Below are 20,177 nucleotides of genomic sequence, written 5' to 3' on the forward strand. Positions count from 1 at the left end.
AACTTTTGCTGAAAGTTCTTTTATTTCTTTTTCCATACCCTAAATATTTTCTACTATTAATACCTCCTCCTCACTCAACCCATACAACTCATACACCATTGCATCAATGGCTTTATCTGTTGTATCAATTTGCGCTTTTAAATCCAAAGCCTTTTTACTTTCTTGCATGAAATAATCCTCCCATTCTGCTTCTTCAGATAGGGAAAGTTTTACTTTCTTTTTGGTTAGCTCAATTATAAATTGTGAATATGAAAGCATATACCACTCTTGGAGTTTCTTTGGCAATGGAGCAGGATTAGGCAATGGAGCAGGATTAGGCAATGGAGCCTGCTCCATTGTTGTAACAGCAGGACTAGGCAATGCAGCAGTATTAGGCAATGGAGCCTGCTCCATTGATGTAACAGCAGGACTAGGCAATGGAGCTGGACTAGGCAATGGAGCTGGATTAGGCAATGGAGTAGGCTCCATTGTCGGAACTGATGAGAAAAACTTTCTTTGCAACATGCGCTGGAATTTTTGAGATATTTCTTGTAAATCCTTGTTTAGAGAAAGCATAAGGTCTGCTTTTTCTATGAAGGGTTGTTGGTTTTTTGAAAGTATAAAAGGTAATTTTTTTACATTAACTGTTTTCACTTGTGCAAATGCCCTGCCTAATTCTTCTGTAGACAATCTATAAAAATAGTTTAATAGTTTGCTGTTGAAAATTGTCATTAAATATAAATAATTAATTGTAATATTATCTTTATTTACAATAATATGAACTGTTTTATCACAATAATTACTTTCAAAATCAACTGTTGCAATTAGTGAACTTGATGTTTGTCTGTATATTAGTTTAGGATTTGTTTTTAAAAATATTTCTGAAAATCTAAAAGTATCATTTTCATTTAAAAAATCTTTATAATTAAATTTTAAAAAATTTTCAATTTCTATACCCGTATATCTATTAAAATTACTTCCTTTTGTGTAAGGAATGTCTTCGTTTTTTTGCTTAATTCCTTTATATAAAACTCTATCTCCAATTGAATTTCCTCGTTTTTTTTCACCACCAATTGACCAATAATTAAATCCAACATCTTTAATGTGGAAAAAATCTTCGAAAACTTTTTCTTTCGAAAACTTTTTTAATATTATGTTATCTTGAATAAATGTAGAAGTACCAATCTCTATCTCTCCTTTAATGGTTTCTAAATCACTTTTTAATAGCCAGTTTTTAAAGGGTTTTTTCTTTTCTAAAATTAAAATAGCTGAAAAAACATTAGCATCATCAAAAACAAGAAAATTATTAAAATCAACTATAGAATTAATTTGATATTTAATAAAAAACTCTCTTAGGTTTAAAAAATAATCCCCTTTAACAAAACTATTTGGAGTAATAAAACCAAGTATTCCATTTGGTTTTAAAATATTTATGGAAAGTTCATAAAATGAGCTGTATAAATCATTATTTCTTCTGAAAACTTCATACTTCATTTCTAATTCTGCTTTCAAAACAAAATCATAAACCAGAACATAAGGCGGATTCCCAATAACCACATCAAAACCACCTTTATATTCAGTTTCAAAAGCTTCCTCTAGAGTGCAAAGCATGTTTTCTAAATAATATTGCGTTTGTTTGTCGTGTGGTGGTAATTCGTGTTTCTCTCTGTTGCGTTTTATATAGGCTATCGTGTTATGCAAATATTCGGCAGTATTTATTTCACTGCTTCCAAATTTTTGAGTCCACAAACTATTTTGTTTTTCGCCTCGCTTTTTTCCGTTTTCTATCGTTTCGTTTACTTCCGACAAGGGAGCCTGCTCCCTTGTTCCTACTATAGTCGTATCTTCGTCTCTCGTCGAGGGAGCCTGCTCCCTAGTTGTAGCAGTAGAAGGTTTGTTGATTATAGTAATACCCCTATGTATATTTACCGTTCTCGCTGTTTTGGCTTTTATTTTTTGTACAATTTTGGAAAGTTCGTTTTCTTCACATACTAATAAAATATGGATATGATCTCTACAAACATTAAACTCTACTATTTTTAGATTATCGGCTTTTACAATATCATGTATTTCTTTTACAATGATATGCTCTTCTTGACTTGTAAGATATTGCACATTAGGATATGGGTTTGTTCCCATATCTCGCTTTTCTCTAACCTTGTAATCAATCATTCGTTGCGATGTTCTGCTATCATGAAGTGCTGTTGTAATATGATATGCTTTTTTATTTTTTTCCTGAAATACTTTAGGAAACGCTTGTTGCCAATTAAACGCTTTGTTGCCAGCAATGGCTGGGTCGTCTATTAAGGAGTTGCCACATTTAATATTGCTGTTGAGGTCGTTTAGCTTACGGTTGGGTTGTGCCGTTCGCAACCAAAGGGAGAGTTTAGCAATCTCTACACTTTCTTCGTTCAAGTCCACCCCAAACAAGTTGTGTTCTAAAATACTCGTGGCTATATCGCTCAAAACCATGGCATCGCCAAACAACTTGGCTTGAAGCTCGTCTATATATTGGTGTTCGGCAATCAAAAAATCCAAGGCTTGGTTCAAAAAAGCACCAGAGCCACAAGCGGGGTCGCAAATGGTGAGTTGCAACAACCAATTTCTATATTCTTGAATATCTTTTAATAATTGTTCTTTTTGTTTTTTGGGAAGTTTGGACAAAATTCCACCTTCGGGGGCTAGGGGGCGTTTTTCTTCACACAATTTGCCAACCGTATTTTCTACTATGTATTTGGTAATGTATTTTGGGGTATAAAAAACACCGTCTTTCTTGCGTTTGGTTTTGGTTTTGTCAATTTCGGCACCTTCCAATTGGGCTTTTACTTCGTCTAATTCGTTTAACGAATTTTCAAAAATATGTCCTAAAATATTCACGTCCACCTCGCTAGCAAAATCGTAATTACTCAATTTTTGGGTGTGTTCAAATAAAATGGCATCGCCAATATTCAGGTTGTTTAGTAAGTCGTCTGGTTTGAACAATCCGCCATTGTAGGCAAAAATGTGATGTTCTTCTTTGTCAATAGCATTGGTTTGGCTAAAGGCAGGCAATTGCACTTTGGCACCTGTATTCAAGTCGTTAAAATAAATTTTATAACGATCATACAACGATACTTGTATTCGCATTTGCTGCAATTGTTGCCACTCTTTGTTGATTCTGAAAATCAAGTTGGTAGGCAATAAATTGCGGTCTTCGGCAAAGAAAATAAACAGAAAGCGGTCGAGTAGTTTTTGCGATTTCTGAAACATTTCTAGCGGGTCATATTGCGGGTTGAGTTGCACCAAATTCTGAAACAGTTCTCGTTTAAAAAGCGAGTAATCTTTGTAGAGTTTTTTGGTTATGGTATCTTCTTCACTTACCGATTGGTCTTTGATGGATTTGGCAACATTGTTTTTAATATTGTCATAAGCCAAACACAAATACAACAATTCAAATTCGGCTTTGCTCAATTGGAACAAGTTAAATTCTAGGTATTCAATAGCATTGTCAATATAAAAACGTAATTTTTCAAAGTTGGATGTAATGACATACACACATTCGGGTTGGTTGTTTTTATAACCAAATGCCTGTGCTTCAATTTTGCCTAAATCGGTGGTGTTGGTGCCTTTGAGTTCAATAACGCCAATTACTTTATTTTTCAATGGGTCATCACCCATTGGAATTAAGATTGCTCCATCAGCTTTCTTACTGTCTTTGACATTTTTGTATTCGGTTGTAAGGTTGAAATGAGGTGCAGGATTAAGGGTGTAGCCCAAAATGGTTACAAACAATTCTCGCAGAAAGCCTTCCTGAAATTGTTCTTCTTTGCTGTTGCGAATGTTTTCCTGTATAGCCGAATGATGAAAATAGGCAGCATATTCAGTATAAGCGGTCGTGATTTTGGCAGTATCTTGTTGGCTCAAATATTTCTTGAGTACTGAGGTTTGAAATAATGGCATTACAGTTTTTATTTATGTCTAATAGATTATAAAAATAATCATTTTTATTTCCCGATACAAAATGTAATGCAACCTTTGTTTATGTGGGGTTTTGAGACTGGCTCAATGAATACTCAATAAAAGCTACTTTATTATTTATTTTTCAAATATTTTTAAATTGCTATATTTTGGAAATATTGTTATTAGATTTTATAACTTCATTTGCAAATCCTAAATATATCTACAAATAAAATTATTCTTTTTTCATAGTCCATAGTTGATTAGTTTTTTTAGTCAAAATTTTTATAAGTATTTCAAAAAACAACTTAACTAAAGCTAAAAGTTCTCTAATGAAAGTTTTACTAATCTCATAAATATAATAAGAATCTATGCCTTCATAAAATGATATTCCATTAAAGTTTTTTAATTCGTTATATTGTTTAATATCTGCGATTGAATTTTGATGAACAATTATATTTCTTAAAGTATTTCTATTATAAATTGGTGTAAAGTGTTTTTCTAAAGGTCTAATATCTTCTTGTAAAAATGAATTGAGAAAATGCCAATGTTTATGAATAATTGAGTTTATTTTTCTTGGTTCAGGATTGTATTTAAATTCAGAACTTATATTATCACAAACTAATTTTAGTTTGCTTTCAAAAATTGAAAAAATAGTTGTGATTTGTGAAGAGTCTTGAATTCTTTCAAACTCCAAAATAATTCTTTGTTCAATACCATGTAAATGCTCTACATACATGTCTAACGTCATTTCATCTAAATCACCATTGGAACGTTCAGTATTCTTTATTTTTCTAAATAAATCTTCTTCAACTTGATGTAAAGCTTCATCTTGAACTTCTATAAGTTTTTCAAGTGCATAAATTGAATTGGTTATTTCTAAATCTATCCAATTAATCTCTCCCCATTTGGGAAAGCTATTTAAATCAATTGAAAATTTCTTTTTTGTCATTTATTACTTTATTTATAGGTGATTTATGTGATACTTTATTTCAAAAATTAAAATTCTATTTTCTCCATTTATTTCCATTTCATTAACTATTTTTTCATTAATTAAAATCTCATCCACTTGATTATTAAGTGTTATGAAACTTGAATATTTTACATTAACAATACATTTAGCCAATTCTATAGAAAACCCATTCTTTAATAAGGTAATAATATTTTTATCTGAACTACCATATTTTATTTTTTCATAGAAGTTACTTTCAATTAGTTCTAACTCTGCTAAAATTTCAATGTATTTTAACAAATTAAATTCAACAAAATCTTGTTCCTCCTTAATTTTAAGTATTGCCAAATTAATTTTTTCGATATTATCTTTTTTTCTTAAGTCTACATATAGTTTTTTAATATCTGTAACTTCCCTTTTTTCTTCTCCCCATTTTTCCCCTATATATATATTTTGTGCATCACCTGTTAAAGTGCTCCAATATCTCATAAAACTACCAATCATTTCTTTATAAGAATAACTAGAACTTCTCCACTCTAAAATCATTGAATAAAATTTTCTTGCTGGAACATTTTTCAATCGTTTTAAGTTATTATCTGTAATTTCTATATTTTGTAGAAAAATTAGAAATATTGCTTCAATTAATTCATTACTTGTAGATATTAAATTTCTATTATCTAATAATTTATAAAGATTTAAATTTCTTAATAGTAAAAATTCATTTTCTTTTATATCGAAATCGTAGATGTTATTTTTATAACATAACTGAGCAATTTCAGATTGTACATAATTAACATTCTCAAGCCTAGTTGAATTTGGTTCTATGTTTTCTAAGTATTCTAACGACTTTTTCAATTCTACTTTTTGAGTTTCATTAAGATTTATTTCATCTTTTAAAAATAAATTATTTACGTCATCATCAAATTGAATTTCTGTTTTAGCTCTTTCACTAATAAATTTTTCAATATTAGCACGTTTGTTTTCATAATCAGTTTTAACGATATAAATATTAGGTTCTAATAATTTTAAATTACCATTCTCATAATTAAATATTTCGCTAAAACGGTTTATTCTTCCTATAAGATTTTTAAATTGAGACACTGATAAATTTCCTCTTCCTTTTTTAATTGACAATAAGAATATTTTTTCTGCTGGAATATTTACACCTTCTAATAGCGTAGAACTGGTAATAACAAAGTTTAAATCACTTCTTTTTGAAAATATATCTTCAACGTAAAGTCGAATAATTTCAGGCATTCCCCCATGATGATATACAATTCCTTTTTTTATACAATTTATTAAATTGTAATCAGGGTGAATAAAATCTGAAATTGTTGTAGATACTTCTTCAATCTTTAAAGTTGTGTTTTGAATACTATTAGCAAATTCTCTTGAAAATCTTTCTATATGCTTTGGGCTATTAAAATAAATAATATTTTTATTAGCCATTTCGCTGTTTAATAATTGGAATATATCATCATACTTTTTACTTGTTTGTAAAAAAGTATTTGAAAATTGATTATATATTTTAAGTTCTCCATCACTATTAAATAAATTACAAGTAAAATACTTTTCAGATTTTATGAACTCATCTGTATTCTGTGAACTCAAATTATAATTTGATTGTTTTATCTTAAGGTTGTTTGGATTTGCTATAAAAGGAGAAAAGAAATTTAGAATAGTATTTTGATTTCTTTTCATTAGAATCATAATTGTTTGTGCTAATAATGTAGCTCTACTATTATCGCTTTTTTCACCGAATAAATTATGTGCTTCATCTATTAAAACTAAATCAAACTTAAGCGAACCATTTTTTTGTAATAATCTAAGAAGTCTTTCTTGGGTTAGAACTGCAACAAAATTTTGCTCATTGCCTTTATACATTTCTGGATGCGTAATAATTCTTTGAATATTAGTTTCTTTATTACTATTTAAAAGCCTTTTTTTTGTTTGTGCTAATAATGCTTTACTAGGAACTATTATACAGGTTTTTTTATCAATATTAGAATATATTTTATCTACTATTATTTCAGATTTACCATAAGAAGTAGGGGCTATTAGTACAAAATTTGAATTATTTTGATTTGAAAATTCGATTAGTTTTTTTTGACCGCTTGATATATAATAATTTTTTTCTTTGAAATTTTCTTGATAAACTGAGAAAAATAAGTTAAAAAAATGCTTCTCAAATTTGTTTGAATCTGTATGTTTTAATTCAACCATTTTTGAAATTGGAATATAACCTTTATTTATAGCAAAATCATATAAAGGTTTGTAATCATTATATTTTATCGAATAGTTTATTAAAATTTTATACCCTAATTTTTGAAGGTCAATATCTCCAAAGTTTACAAACAATATTGCATTTTTGAGTAAAGCGAAAATCTCTTTTTCCTCTAATTCTTTATTTAGAATCAAAGAATCAAATACTCTTTTGAAAAAAGGAGATTTATTTATTTCTTTCCTATAATCTTTAAGGGTTAATATATTTGTAATCATACTAAGTAATTGTTATTTCATCTCTTAAAAAATTTTCGACAACATTATAAGTTTCTTTTTGAATAGAAATTACAATTATCTCTTCAAACAAATTCTCTGTGGCGGTCGAATTGTAAAAGTTAGAAACACTACTTTCTAATAATTCATCGCTTAAATCGTGATATAAACAAGAGATTAAGATAACGTTTTTCTTTTGGTTTGAATTAACAATTGGAGAATCATCTGCTAATAGTTTACTTAAATTTAATTTACCATCACTTTGTTTTATGGTTAATGTAACATCAATTAAGGCACTTTCCCATAATGATTGCCTTTTTTCTTCAATCATTGAATTAATTCCACTTTTTGACCTATTGAGAAGTATTGTGTTGTAGGAAGTTGAATTTTCTACACCTGTTTCACTTCTTCCAGACTTTACTTCAGAATACCAAAGTTTATTATTTTCGATGTGGCAATAAATTATATCAAATCCTTTTTTTATACTTCTATCTTCCTTATTTTTCAGTATTGATAAAGAAGTTAAATTATTATCTTGATGATTTAGTAAGATATGAGAAAGAAGTTCACCAATCATTCCCTTTTTGGTTTCTTCTGCTTTATCTTTGTATCTGTCAATAAAAGAGCTTAACGTATTTTTATATGAGTAGAATTCAGGCATTTCATCTACAGTTGAAAAACCGTACCAAATACCTTGTAATTGTTCTCTAATAATCTGTTTTAATTCATCTGAAAAAGTTTCAATATAAAATATTGAGTAGTTTGATGATTCTATATGTTTAATTCCATTTATTGGCATATTTGAAGTAATTGAAATTTAACAAATATAAAAAAAGTAACCGTTATTCAAGGGTTACTTAATTTAAAAGTTGAGCAATAACAATAAAGGATTATTGGTTCATTTTAATATCACTTTTTAAAACAAAACCATAATAAACTTTACCTTTAGAATCGAAATAAATACATTTTAAGAAGTCATTTTGTTCTATATTATTTTTAATTAACACTTCTCCTAAAGCAGATTTTTTCTTCTTTTTAAGAGAGATTATTTTTTCTTCTGAATATATTTCTCTGTCTTTTTCGATTATTAATATTTTTTGCCCATTTATACTTGTTGAATTGTAAAGATAACTTGTATTTGTAATTATATATTTATTTAAGTTTGCGATAAGTTCTTCCTTTTTTAAAACAGTTGTATAACCTTCTTTATTTTCTTTCTCAACTACTGTATTATTTGGAATACTATCCTTTTTTACTTCATTATTTGATGAGGAAACGGAATCTTTTACAATAGGTTCTGAAAATAATTCTCTTTTGCCCTTAAATTCTAGGTAATAGTTTTCAAAAAAGAGAGGTTTTTTAAAATCTCTATCCGTAAAACTTGCTAATTGGAGAATGTTATCATATTTAACGTTCTCTATAACTCCTTTTTTACGAGTTATAATAATAACATTGATTCCTGTAAAATTAGGGTCTCTAACTACTACATAATAAAAGCTATCTCCTTCGGATTTTAAATATTTAATTTCATAACTAAATGAAACATTTCTTGATGTAATGTTAACTATTCCATTAGGTAAATTTTCAAATTCTGTATATTCTGAAAAAATTTGTTTTGGATCTTCAAATTTGATTAAAAAATATTCTTTTTTTGGAAGCAAATCTCCATTTTCATTTTTGTAAATGCTTAAATTAGAATTATATTCAAATGTTACTTTTTCAAGTTTTTTCTGTGATATTGCTGTAGTTGTAATTAATAACGTAATAAGAAGTGTTTTTATTGTTTTCATACTTAATTAGGATTAAGCACTTCTATGAAAACTATCCAAAAAAAGAGCTTGGGTTAGTTAACCTTACAATGCCCTTGAGGGAGTCGAAGCCCTGTAATACAAAGTAAAGCAACGCCCAAGCCGTAACTTGAGCATTTTGCTAAACTTTTCTGTATTACTGATGAATTTTCGACTTTTCAAGGACAGAAATAAGTTTGCGAAATGCAATTATTATAATTTGTTAATTATTTGTTCTTTATATCTATAATTTTAAAATTTTTGGTAAAATTAAATGTTTTATTTCAAATTCCATCAACCTTTATGCCAAAGACTTTGATTTTTTAATATTTAGCTTAAATCTCCGCAATGCTTTTTATTTTTTAATATCAATTATTAGATATGCTTTTTAAAACAGGAAAGGCGAGGGGATTAACCTCGCCTATATTATTAATATATACTTTTGTAAAAGTTTATTAATCTTGGGTCAACGAACACATCTTTTTTTAGAATAGGAGTTGAAGTAGTGATTTTTTCAATAGATTTACATCTACTAAATGCAACATATGTTTGCCCTGTTGAAAAAGCACCCCATCTAAAATCCAAATGAATACTATCAAAAGTTAATCCCTGACTTTTATTGACAGTTATTGCCCAACCTAATTTTAAGGGGAATTGACTAAAAATTCCGATTTCATTCTTTTCAAATTCTCCTGTTATTAGATTGATTCCATACTTGTATTCAATCCATTCTTCTCTCAAAACATTGATAATTGCATTGTCTTCGGTTCTTACAACAATAACATCTTCATATAATTCCTCTACTATTCCTAAAGTGCCGTTTGTATAACCTCTAAACTTATTGTTTTTTATAAACATTACTTTAGAACCAGTTTTAAGTTTTAATAATACTTCTGCATTACAATCATTTTTATTAAATGTACCAGCTTCTAATGAGATATATTCAAATGTTTTACCTTTTATCTTATTTAATCTATTTTGATTCTCAAACCTTGCTATTTTATTATGTGGAGTTATAAGGATACTTTTATTAGAATTAATAGTTTCATTATTTTCTTTGCATATTCTGTTTAAAATTTCAAATTCGTTATCTGCTAATGTATTTGTTCTCATTCCATCTAAAATATTTATAAAAAAAGAATCATTTTGTCGATAACAAATTGTTAATTCAAAAATGTTTTTTATTGCATTTTTAAAACATTTAGAATCGAAAAAATAAACACTATCCCAATGGTTTTTAATTATTCTTAACTCCTCATCTTTTACAATAGGAGGTAATTGAAGAGGGTCGCCAATTAATAATATTTGTACTCCACCAAATGGCTTCAAACTATTTCTATGTTTTCGTAACAATCTATCAATAACGTCAAGCATTACAGAATTCATCATTGAAACCTCATCAATTACAATTAATTCAAGTTCACGAATTAATAAAAGTTCTTCTGTTTTGTAAACAATCTCATTTACTAATTTGAAATTTGAAGTTATTAAATGATAAGGTATTTTAAAAAACGAATGAATAGTCAAACCTTCAACATTTTTAGCTGCAACTCCCGTAGGTGCTAATACTATAAATTTCTTTTTAACATCTTTTAAAATGCACTTTAGTAAAGTTGATTTTCCTGTTCCTGCTTTACCTGTTAAAAATAGAGATTTATTCGTGTTTAATATAATATCATATACTTTATTTGCAATGATATTATCTTTAAAAATTTTAATGTTTATATTTTTCATAATGATACTTTTTAATGTTAAGTTTTACCCTATATAATACAAGAGATAAAACTTGATTGTTTTTGTTTCAATTTAATAACAACTTTTGATAGTTATGAATTAATCCATCTCTAACCATACTGTGAGGGTTACTAGAAGAATTTTTAATAGTATCGTGAGCGATTTTTAACTCGCCGATTATTTTATTCAAATGACGTTTGTAGTCTTTGTTTAAGGTAGCAAAACTGTAACAAAGTGACTTTGTATAATTACTTACGCCATCGCATGGGAAACCTAACATTCTTATTGAATCATAAGAATTTATCATAGATTTATGACAATTATCCCAAGTTGATTTATCTAATAAATCTTCAAGAGAAACATCTTTTTTTCCAAAAACCTGCTTCGTTCTAACTGATGAATGATTTACAATTTCAAATCGTAATATATTATCCCCTGAAACTCCCATTTCTTTCATTTTATCATAGCATTTGACTGTGTAATGAGTGAATGAGCAAAATTTGCACGTCGATTTTTGAAATCTTCTGTACATTAAGTTAAAACTATTAGTGGCAGTCGTTACTATTGACTGATACCGGTCAATTATATCAAATGGCTTAACAGATTGAGTATTAATATTTAAACCATACTCAAATCTACCTAATAGTTTCATTTCTTTGGAACTTCTATTAAAGGCATTTTCAAAGTAATTTATAGTTTCATTAACTTGTTCAAAAGTAAAATCATTATGATTAAATCTTCCTAATCCTGCAATTTCTGAATTGTAAAATTTGTGGAGTGAATTAGAAATTTTAATCTTTTTCTGATTAGGAAAATAATTTATCCTCAAATTCTGCCAGTCTGTTTGGTACCAATCCCCTTTATCTAAAGGAGATTTTTGTATAAAATCTGAGATAAGTTTATTGAAGTCTTTTCTCTCAAAATTTTCAACCTGAAATGATAATGAATCAAACAAAACCTCCTCCTCTCTTATTTTGAAAGAAACTTTGAGTTTTAGCTTCCATTTCTGTTTTACTCATAAAACGGTTTTCTGTCATGTAAGCATTTAAGTCACTCCTTTTAAAATAAACCTTTGTACTTCCCTTAGGTTTAAAATATGAAATGGTCTTGCGGGAACACATTTTATTAATTGTTCCTTTTGATACGCCTAATATAAAAGAAGCGTCCGAAACATCCACGATGTCTTTTTGTATACTTAATAAGTTTTTGAATTTCTTATCGATTAATTTTTCGATAGCTGATAATAATTCGTCATTTATTGACGGCGAATTGTCTTTCATTTCTGATTCTTTTTTAATTATAAACATGCATCACATAGAAAAATTCTACATTTTGCTCATTTGCATTGGTTCAAATATCGTATCTACAGGCGATAATCGAAACACAAGCATTTTGTTTATACTCATTAGAGTTCAGATTTTTAGGACAAGACCTTGGCAATTTGGTAAGCCTTTTTTTTTGTTATTAACGATGCCTCAATGTCTGGGTTGATGTCTTTACGACGATATATAATGACGGGCTGTTAATAACTATATAAGTGATTATATTTAATCATTACAAACTTAGAGATTTAATTTTACTTGAAGAAATTTTTTGATGATAAATTAGTGATTGTCCTAAACTGTAATCTAAAAGAAGCAAAAAGAATATTTACCTACTAGGATTATTTAATTTCAAACAAAAAAGACAAACTAAAAAGTCTGTCTTCATTTATATTTTTAAGAAATAACAAAATTTGATGGTTTCATCGCCAAGTAACTTTTTTTAGCTCTTCGGAAATTAGTTTTACATCCATATAATCCTGCATCGTCAAATAATCTCTTAAATCCTTATATCTGTGACCTTGTATGCCTCCGTGGGAAACTTTTTTAAAGTTAGTTTCAAAAAACTTATCGTTAGGAAATATGTAATATTTCAATCCATTATGTGTTTCACCTAATTCACTTAAACCTAAATGTAGTCTATTAATTTGTTCTTGACTATGTCCTTTACTGTGAATATTCAATTTCTTTGTATTAGAATCAAAGTCCGCTATTATTATAGTTTCGATTTCAGAAATAGTCCTGACTGATTTATTATTATAAAGACCTAAAAATTTAAAATTTTGACTATGCCAATTTTTAGGGCAGTAGTATATTTTATTCTTCATATTCCATTTATATGAAAATCCAGTTGGTACAATCAATAAATTATATTCTTCATTAGAAACTAAATTACTTTCATTACAGTAATTACAAAAATCTTCAATTAGTAACTTTAATTCTGTGTCGTGAGTATGCTCTTCATAAATACCTTCAAGATTTTCGATTAAATCATTAAATAGCAAGTTATTGAATTGAATTTTTATGTTTGGATATAATTCTTTTAATTTATTGTTAATGTTTATTACTTCATTATCATCAAATTTTTTTGAACTTAAATGCCATAGTTGGTTTTGACTATTCTCTATAAATACCTTTCCATATTTTACAAGTTTATTCTGAATTTCTTTATGATTTAATTTTGTTTCAATTAATATTTTTGAAGCTCTTACTTCAATTTGTCCATCAATAATTCCGTTTCCTATGCCAATTTGTTGAGAAAAAATAGGTTGAGGATAATAGGATTGTTGCTCATTACCTTCGTTTAATCGCTCTATTATTGATTTATAATAATTAATATTCAAGTCATTAAGTCTAGAAAACATCAATAGAACATTATTTGTTACTGTATTTTCTTTTTGTGAATATTTTTGAAATTGACTTATTCTCATAGTTTCTTTTGAATTTTAATTATCAAACTTACATAACAAATTTATAAACATCATTTTTATTTTTTAAAAATTAAAACTCGGTAATTTATTTACTGCATCAATTTTAGTTTGATTTAAAACTTTTGCATATATAGACGTGGTCTTTAACTCCCTATGCCCTAGCATTTTAGAAACCGTAAAAATATCAACTCCATTATTTAATAGTAATATCGCATTTGAGTGTCTTGCACAATGAAAAGTTATATGCTTTTTAATTCCTGCATTAGTTACCCAAGTGAATAATGCAGTATTAAAATAAGAACTATATCGTAATCCTACAAACACTCTTTCGTTTTCATCTCCTCTTTCTGAAAATAATTCTGTTGCATTTTCTGAAATTGGTAATACTTCTGCATTTTTAGTTTTTCTTTGAGTGAATATTATATGAGTAATTCCGTCTATTTCTCTAATATCTTTCCATTTTAAATTATGAACATCACTCCAACGTAAACCAGTTAAACAAGAAAATAGAAATGCTCGTTTTAATACTTCATATCTGCAAGAGGTTTCAATTAGACTTTTAATTTCATCGATTGATAAATATTCTCTATGGGTATCAACTTGTTTTATACACTTAACTCTATCGGCTGGATTCTCTTTCATTAATCTTCTTCTATATGCTTCATGTATGGTGTGCTTTACTATATTGAAATATGAAGATGCCGAATTTATTTTTACTTTGCTTAATAAATAGGATTTGAATTCTTCCAAATATCTTTCAGTAATTTCAGTAAATAAAATTGATTTATTGTAATTATTCAAATGTCTATATACACTTTCCCAAGTACATTGATTTATACCTGTTCTTCGTCTTTCTTTTAGAAGTTCAAGAAAATATTCATTATAAGTAAAATATTTTTTTTCGGGTATTTTAAAACCAAACGCATCATTTTGTATTTGATATAATCTTTCAACTCTAATTTTTTCTGCAATTTCAAGAGTTTGCTTATTCATCTGTTTTGCAGTTGAATTACCTTTCTCACTTTCTAAATACAATTTCAAGTTTTCTTGAATTTGTTTTTTATCCATGTAGATGTCTAAATAAAGTGCAAATCTACCTTTGTCTTTTAGTTCTCTTTTTCGAAGTGTAACTGTCATTTTGTATTAATTTTTATTGAGTTTATTGAGCATAAAATTATAATCAATAAATAATCAATACAACTTTTGGATTATTTTCAATCCTAAAGAATCAAAAAGAAATTTTAATCACACGGAATCCGTTGTACTTTAAGGGGTAAATTTTCTATTTTAATCTTTTGGATTCCTTTTGTGGACGTGCTTTACTTTCCGATACAGAAATCAACTTTACACTAAAATAACGGAGAATTTAAGAAGTAGTAGCCCAATTAGTAAAAATCACTGTTTCAAAATGTAAATATTTCACTAATTCCAACAACCAAAATTAATTTCTGTAATAATTCCATCAACGGAGGAGAACATACAAATTTCATCGTTCTTTTTTGAGATGTGTCTTTCTCTGTTTTTTATTAGATAATCGGTCTCCGCTATGGTTCTACAATTATTATCCTTAATTTTTACATTCTCTAAAACTTCAAAAGTTCTAATTTTAGAATTTTGGTTAAATATCTTATAATCGGTTTGGTTTATATATCGAATTTGTACAATATCCAAAGAAATGTAAGTTTTCCCATTCTTATCAAAAATATCTTTTATTAAAGCAGGCTCATTTTCTTTGGTTTCTTTCTCTATTAATGTTTCTTTGGTATTTACTCTTTTTGTTTTACTACTCCCTACATTGCTCAAAGTAAATGAAATCATTCCTTTTTGTAAATTCGGTTGTGTTTTAAAAATAGATACTACAAATCCTTTTTCAATAGATTTAGAGGTAAAAACTCCCAAATAATCATTAGTTTTTGTTTCATCAATTTTATAACTGACATCATTACCTATATCACTCACTATAAACTGACCTCTATTAATTACATCATTCCAACCAATTATTTTTAATTTATCTCCCTTAAAAACTAAATTTACAGCAAATGTATAAACAGAATTTTTCTTTATATAGGTAATAGTTCCATCTTTATCTTTAGATTTCAACCTATACCCATTTTCATTTACAATTTTATTCTCAACTTCTTTTTTAGTAAGTTTAAAGAATTCTTCCACATTACTAAAATTACTAAATTCCTGCCCATAGCTTATATTAGAGAGCAAAACCACCACTAATAAAGTCTGTAATAATTTAATTTTTGTTTTCATACAATTTTATTTTTAAAAATTGCATTTCGAAAACCCTAAAATAAAAAGGCTTGAACCATCACAATACTCGCATCCGAGGGAGTCGAAGCCCTGTAGTACAAAGTAAAGCAACGCCCAAGCCAAGCTCGAGCGTTTACTAAACTCCCCTGTACTACATTTGAAATTTCGACTTTTCGGATACAGTTAGTTTGCAAAACGCAATATTATATTTTACTTATTTTTAGATATTTACATAAACCTTTTTATTTTCTGCAAAATTACATTTTTTTCTCTTATACAATAGACATCTCTCTTAAAAAAGAAACCCAAACACCTTTCAGTATTTGGATTTACACTCTGTTACAATGGTTTCGACTCCCTCATTTATTTTGTAAATTCCCTACTTATTATTGGAATACACAACAACTTTTTTATTTAATTAAGCCACTACCTTAAAGCACCAACTACATTATTTTTTACTAAATAAATATTTCGACGCTTTTTGTGCGATTTTTTCGTTACTTATTCTTCGGTTACTCAAAAGGAAATTATCTAAATCTTCTACCTTAAAATAAATACATTTTCCGTTTGGTTTAAAGGAGTTTATCACTTTATCTTTTGCTAATCTCCTAATGTAATGTACACTTAAACCTAAATAAATAGAGGTTTCTTCGGTATTGGCAAAACCTCTTATTTTAATAAGTTCTACTACTTCTTTTGGACTACTTTTAACTACCATAATTTTTTGATTTTAATATTTACGATTTCGATTTTTCGATTAAATATTATCTTTCAAAAACTACGGTAGTTTTCAGATAATCGGAACGATTTTACAATAGAGAATTTACTTTATAAATTCAAATCAGGCATATTAGCTACTGCGTTTATTTTCTTTTTATCAATAACCTTTGCATATATTTCAGTGGTTTTTAAATGTCTATGTCCTAACAATTTACTAACAGTATAAATATCCGTATTCATTGTTAATTGTAAAGTAGCAAAACTATGTCTTCCACAATGGAATGTTATATGTTTATCAATCCCCGCTTTTTCAATCCATTTATGTAATATTTTGTTGTGGTACGCACTATAAATTAAATTTTCAAAGATAAAATCCTCCTCATTTTTTCTTTCTCCTATTATTTTTATAGATTGTTCACTTATAGGGAGGTGTTCTACTCCTTTAGTTTTTTGTTGTATAAACTTTATCATATATCCGTTTTGGTTATCAAAGGAGATATTTTTCCACTTTAACGATTTTATATCCGAAAAACGTAATCCCGTTAAACAACTAAATAAAAAAGCGTCTTTCATTATCGGATAATCACAATCCGTTTTTACCAAAAGTTGTAATTCTTCCAAAGTCAAATATTGTCGGTCGGTCTCTTTTTCTTTTATTCCTTTTACTCTATTTATCGGATTTTCAACAATCATTTTACTATGGTACGCTTCTTTTAAAGCAGTTCTCACTTTATTAAAATACGATAAAGCAGAGTTTTGGGATAACCTTTCATATCGCGATGATATTTTATTCGTCAAAAGGTAAACTTTAAAACTCTCCAAAAACAAATCATCAATTTTCGATAATTGAACATCTTTACCTTTGCAAAAGTTAGTTAAATGTTTCAAAGTACTTAACCAATTTCCATGGTTTCCACTACTTTCACATTTATTCTCAACTACTAATTTAAAGTATTCCAAAAATCCAATTTTACCACTAACACTACTTACAAAACCGTGTTTTCTACTTTGTAAATCCAATATTTTTTGGGCTCTTATCGATTCTGCTAATAGTTGCGTTTCTTTATTATGTTCCTTTTCTAAAAAGTTCTTTGGTTTATCATAAAGGTATAATCTCAAAAACTCATAACTTCTTTTTTTATTTTCCTCATCATTATACATCAAAAGCAAACTATTCATTTTTGGTTTACCTTTTTCAGCATTTTTTTTAGACTGTTGCCCTTTTCTTACGGATAAATATATTTTCATCGTTTACTCTTTTTCGGTTACTAATTATGGTGTAAAGTCCCGCCTAATTAGTAACACAAACAACAGTAAACCCTATAAAATAACCTACTTTGTAAATTCTATAACCTATTAGTTACTTTCTAAACACAGAATATAACAGACATTTCAAAGGTTAATAAGGCTATTTATTCCTTCTCAAATTTTCGTTATTATTCAAACTTTGTATTGAATCTATCTTTTTAAAATCATCTACAATATCGTTTTAAAGAAGTTACAATAATTATTATCTCAAATGCGATACTTTATACCAAAAATAAATTTTACGATGTACAACATTGCTATTTTTAATTCAAAGGGCAAATACACCTCTTTATTTTGTATAAAAACATTATTATTCAAAGAGTAAATAGGTTGTTATAATATTGATTATTAGTTAAATATAAATTAAATTAGTATTAATCTCAAATGTTGTTTTCAATGAAAATGAAAATTACATTTGAGATTAATGGTAATCAATTTCAAAGGAAAAAGGATAATCTATAATTTTACAAAAGTAGTAGTGTGGTAAAGTAAAATAGGATATTCTAATGTAGTCTTTAATTCAAAGGAAAAGGAGTAGAAAAAAATAAAGAGCAACGATGTTAATCGTTTGCCTATTTGTTTTATTATTTAATCTTTTTAACTAATCTTATTGAATATATTATTATATATAAGAGCAAAATTGGTGAGAAAGAAAAACAAAAAAAGTGATTTAGAAGTACAAAATTGGTGAAGTAGTAAACTAAAATTAGTTAGTTAGAAAAACAAATTTAGTGATATTTTTATATCTTTGTACCTTTGAATATGGGGTATTACCATTTTGTAGTAGTAAAAGTAGTCGTTTTTTATGGAAAATAAAAGGAAATTTAATAAAAAGTTAAATATAAAAGTATCGCCTAAAATACTAACAAATAGAGAGTTATCGGACAACGAAAAACTAATTCTATCTTTGGATTATACATTTTATCTAAAAAATGGATATACTATTTATACCAATGTAGATATTGGAGAATTATTATCGTTACACCAAAATATTGTTGGACTTTGTAGAAAAAGTCTAATTAAAAAAGGATATTTAGTAAAAGACGAAGAAGATAAGCGAATACATCGTTTAACCGATAAATTAAAGAGTTTAGAACTTTTAATAATCGAAGAAAAAGATGAAGAGACTAAAATATACGATATTGTTTGTATTCTTCCTTTTGAAATATATAGTAATTCCAAATTGAAAACGGGTGCAAAATTACTATGGGGAGAATACAATACTTTGAGTAGAACTAAAGAAGGATATTTTAAAAGAAGAGAAACAACCGCAAAAATAATGAATGTAAGTGTGGGTAGTATTACCAATTGGACAAAACAATTATTTGAGTGTGATTTTCTAAAATTGTATGCTGTAAATTACGGATATTACAAAAATCAAAAAGTAGTCCGAACTATTGAATTTAGCAGAAAAAAAGAGGACTTTATTGATGATTTTGACGATATTTTTGAAGAAGAACAAAATAATCTAAACGATAATTTAGAGATAAAAACTAAAAAAGGAGCTACAAAAAGTATCTCTAAAAAAGATGATTTTAAAACGGAAGAAGAAATTAAAATACTTCCTTTAGAGGCAGTAGATACTTCGCAATTATATGATGTAAAACAAAGTAAAAATAACATACCTAAAGAAGACGATTTTATTAAAAAGGCTGAAAAAAAAGGAGGAGCAATAAGGTTTCCCGATTTGCCAATTGCTAAAAAGGGAAAGAAAGAGGAGGAGGAGGATTTTAACGAAGAATACGATGAAGATAAAGATTATGATAGAGATTATAATAATAGTTTTGATTTTGATGATTGCAAAGAATAATTAGATAACCCTCTCTAAATCTGACTTTAAAAACAAAAAATTATTTTTTATACAAACGTAATTTAGTGTATTCTCTTTTATTTTTCTACGTAAAGTAACTTCTGAAATTTCAAAGAATACAACTGCTTCTTTAACGGATAAATAGTGTTTTGAGATTAAATCCTCTTTGGTAATAATCGGTTTTACCTTTGGAATTACAACCGTATTTTCTTTTTGTAGTTTTCTATAATTTCGTTTGAAACAAATTTTAGAACAATAAATCCCCTTACTACTTTTTGCGGTAAATTCTTCGTTACAAACTACACAATTTCTTTTTATTGTTAAATGACTCATTACTTCTATTTTATTTAGTTACTACATTGAAAACCATTGATTTATCGGTAAACTAAAATTGGAAAGTAACTTTCCTTTGTTTATAAGGGTTTACAGACTATGGTAGCA

Annotated in this window: 15 protein-coding genes; 1 reads left to right on the forward strand and 14 read right to left on the reverse strand. The window is 27.5% G+C overall.

The window, feature by feature from the left end; genetic code table 11:
• Positions 1-39: 39 nt before the first annotated feature.
• From FBFL15_RS15815 to FBFL15_RS11610, 13 genes are all read right to left on the reverse strand, one after another.
• Positions 40-3,918, reverse strand: a complete 3,879-nt coding sequence (locus FBFL15_RS15815; protein WP_014084770.1) for an Eco57I restriction-modification methylase domain-containing protein — start codon at positions 3,916-3,918, stop codon at positions 40-42.
• Positions 3,919-4,150: 232 nt separating this feature from the next.
• Entirely contained in the window at positions 4,151-4,867 is a 717-nt protein-coding gene (locus FBFL15_RS11555; protein ID WP_014084771.1) for a hypothetical protein, read from the reverse strand.
• 12 nt (positions 4,868-4,879) lie between these two features.
• A complete protein-coding gene (locus FBFL15_RS11560; protein WP_014084772.1) occupies positions 4,880-7,366 on the reverse strand; it encodes a DEAD/DEAH box helicase in 2,487 nt (828 codons plus the stop codon).
• Position 7,367: 1 nt separating this feature from the next.
• Positions 7,368-8,162, reverse strand: coding sequence for a Hachiman antiphage defense system protein HamA (locus FBFL15_RS11565; protein ID WP_014084773.1), 795 nt, complete (start codon positions 8,160-8,162; stop codon positions 7,368-7,370).
• 91 nt (positions 8,163-8,253) lie between these two features.
• Positions 8,254-9,153: a hypothetical protein gene (locus tag FBFL15_RS11570; protein ID WP_014084774.1), complete on the reverse strand. Its 900-nt coding sequence runs from the start codon at positions 9,151-9,153 to the stop codon at positions 8,254-8,256.
• Positions 9,154-9,579: 426 nt separating this feature from the next.
• A complete protein-coding gene (locus tag FBFL15_RS11575) occupies positions 9,580-10,884 on the reverse strand; it encodes an ATP-dependent DNA helicase (RefSeq protein ID WP_014084775.1) in 1,305 nt (434 codons plus the stop codon).
• Positions 10,885-10,951: 67 nt separating this feature from the next.
• Positions 10,952-11,839 carry a hypothetical protein gene (locus FBFL15_RS11580; RefSeq protein WP_014084776.1) on the reverse strand — a complete coding sequence of 296 codons (888 nt, stop codon included), beginning with the start codon at positions 11,837-11,839 and terminating at the stop codon, positions 10,952-10,954.
• Positions 11,832-12,164 (reverse strand): helix-turn-helix domain-containing protein, encoded by a 333-nt coding sequence (locus FBFL15_RS11585; protein WP_158309102.1) that lies wholly within the window; start codon positions 12,162-12,164, stop codon positions 11,832-11,834. Before FBFL15_RS11585 ends, FBFL15_RS11580 begins: the two co-directional genes overlap by 8 nt.
• Before the next feature lie 464 nt (positions 12,165-12,628).
• A complete protein-coding gene (locus tag FBFL15_RS11590; protein WP_014084778.1) occupies positions 12,629-13,636 on the reverse strand; it encodes a hypothetical protein in 1,008 nt (335 codons plus the stop codon).
• Between the two features lie 63 nt (positions 13,637-13,699).
• The gene (locus tag FBFL15_RS11595; protein ID WP_014084779.1) at positions 13,700-14,773 is read right to left on the reverse strand and encodes a site-specific integrase; all 1,074 of its coding nucleotides are present in this window, start codon (positions 14,771-14,773) and stop codon (positions 13,700-13,702) included.
• Positions 14,774-15,058: 285 nt separating this feature from the next.
• Complete coding sequence (locus FBFL15_RS11600; protein WP_014084780.1) at positions 15,059-15,898, reverse strand: hypothetical protein; 840 nt, start codon at positions 15,896-15,898, stop codon at positions 15,059-15,061.
• 448 nt (positions 15,899-16,346) lie between these two features.
• On the reverse strand, positions 16,347-16,616 hold the full coding sequence (locus FBFL15_RS11605; RefSeq protein ID WP_014084781.1) for a helix-turn-helix domain-containing protein: 270 nt from the start codon (positions 16,614-16,616) through the stop codon (positions 16,347-16,349).
• A gap of 110 nt (positions 16,617-16,726) precedes the next feature.
• Positions 16,727-17,866 carry a tyrosine-type recombinase/integrase gene (locus FBFL15_RS11610; RefSeq protein ID WP_014084782.1) on the reverse strand — a complete coding sequence of 380 codons (1,140 nt, stop codon included), beginning with the start codon at positions 17,864-17,866 and terminating at the stop codon, positions 16,727-16,729.
• An 865-nt stretch (positions 17,867-18,731) separates the two neighbouring features.
• Here FBFL15_RS11610 and FBFL15_RS11615 point away from each other — a divergent pair.
• Entirely contained in the window at positions 18,732-19,736 is a 1,005-nt protein-coding gene (locus FBFL15_RS11615) for a hypothetical protein (RefSeq protein ID WP_014084783.1), read from the forward strand.
• Here the strand turns inward: FBFL15_RS11615 and FBFL15_RS11620 are convergent, their stop codons facing one another.
• On the reverse strand, positions 19,737-20,069 hold the full coding sequence (locus tag FBFL15_RS11620) for a helix-turn-helix domain-containing protein (RefSeq protein WP_014084784.1): 333 nt from the start codon (positions 20,067-20,069) through the stop codon (positions 19,737-19,739). It lies immediately after the preceding gene.
• Positions 20,070-20,177 lie beyond the last annotated feature (108 nt).

Source organism: Flavobacterium branchiophilum FL-15 (genome assembly GCF_000253275.1).
GTDB classification, from domain to species: domain Bacteria; phylum Bacteroidota; class Bacteroidia; order Flavobacteriales; family Flavobacteriaceae; genus Flavobacterium; species Flavobacterium branchiophilum.

Coding starts and splice junctions, on each gene's coding strand:
- FBFL15_RS15815 (WP_014084770.1), bottom strand. CDS start 3,918: ATGCCATTATTTCAAACCTCAGTACTCAAGAAATATTTGAGCCAACAA.
- FBFL15_RS11555 (WP_014084771.1), bottom strand. CDS start 4,867: ATGACAAAAAAGAAATTTTCAATTGATTTAAATAGCTTTCCCAAATGG.
- FBFL15_RS11560 (WP_014084772.1), bottom strand. CDS start 7,366: ATGATTACAAATATATTAACCCTTAAAGATTATAGGAAAGAAATAAAT.
- FBFL15_RS11565 (WP_014084773.1), bottom strand. CDS start 8,162: ATGCCAATAAATGGAATTAAACATATAGAATCATCAAACTACTCAATA.
- FBFL15_RS11570 (WP_014084774.1), bottom strand. CDS start 9,153: ATGAAAACAATAAAAACACTTCTTATTACGTTATTAATTACAACTACA.
- FBFL15_RS11575 (WP_014084775.1), bottom strand. CDS start 10,884: ATGAAAAATATAAACATTAAAATTTTTAAAGATAATATCATTGCAAAT.
- FBFL15_RS11585 (WP_158309102.1), bottom strand. CDS start 12,164: ATGAAAGACAATTCGCCGTCAATAAATGACGAATTATTATCAGCTATC.
- FBFL15_RS11590 (WP_014084778.1), bottom strand. CDS start 13,636: ATGAGAATAAGTCAATTTCAAAAATATTCACAAAAAGAAAATACAGTA.
- FBFL15_RS11595 (WP_014084779.1), bottom strand. CDS start 14,773: ATGACAGTTACACTTCGAAAAAGAGAACTAAAAGACAAAGGTAGATTT.
- FBFL15_RS11600 (WP_014084780.1), bottom strand. CDS start 15,898: ATGAAAACAAAAATTAAATTATTACAGACTTTATTAGTGGTGGTTTTG.
- FBFL15_RS11605 (WP_014084781.1), bottom strand. CDS start 16,616: ATGGTAGTTAAAAGTAGTCCAAAAGAAGTAGTAGAACTTATTAAAATA.
- FBFL15_RS11610 (WP_014084782.1), bottom strand. CDS start 17,866: ATGAAAATATATTTATCCGTAAGAAAAGGGCAACAGTCTAAAAAAAAT.
- FBFL15_RS11615 (WP_014084783.1), top strand. CDS start 18,732: ATGGAAAATAAAAGGAAATTTAATAAAAAGTTAAATATAAAAGTATCG.
- FBFL15_RS11620 (WP_014084784.1), bottom strand. CDS start 20,069: ATGAGTCATTTAACAATAAAAAGAAATTGTGTAGTTTGTAACGAAGAA.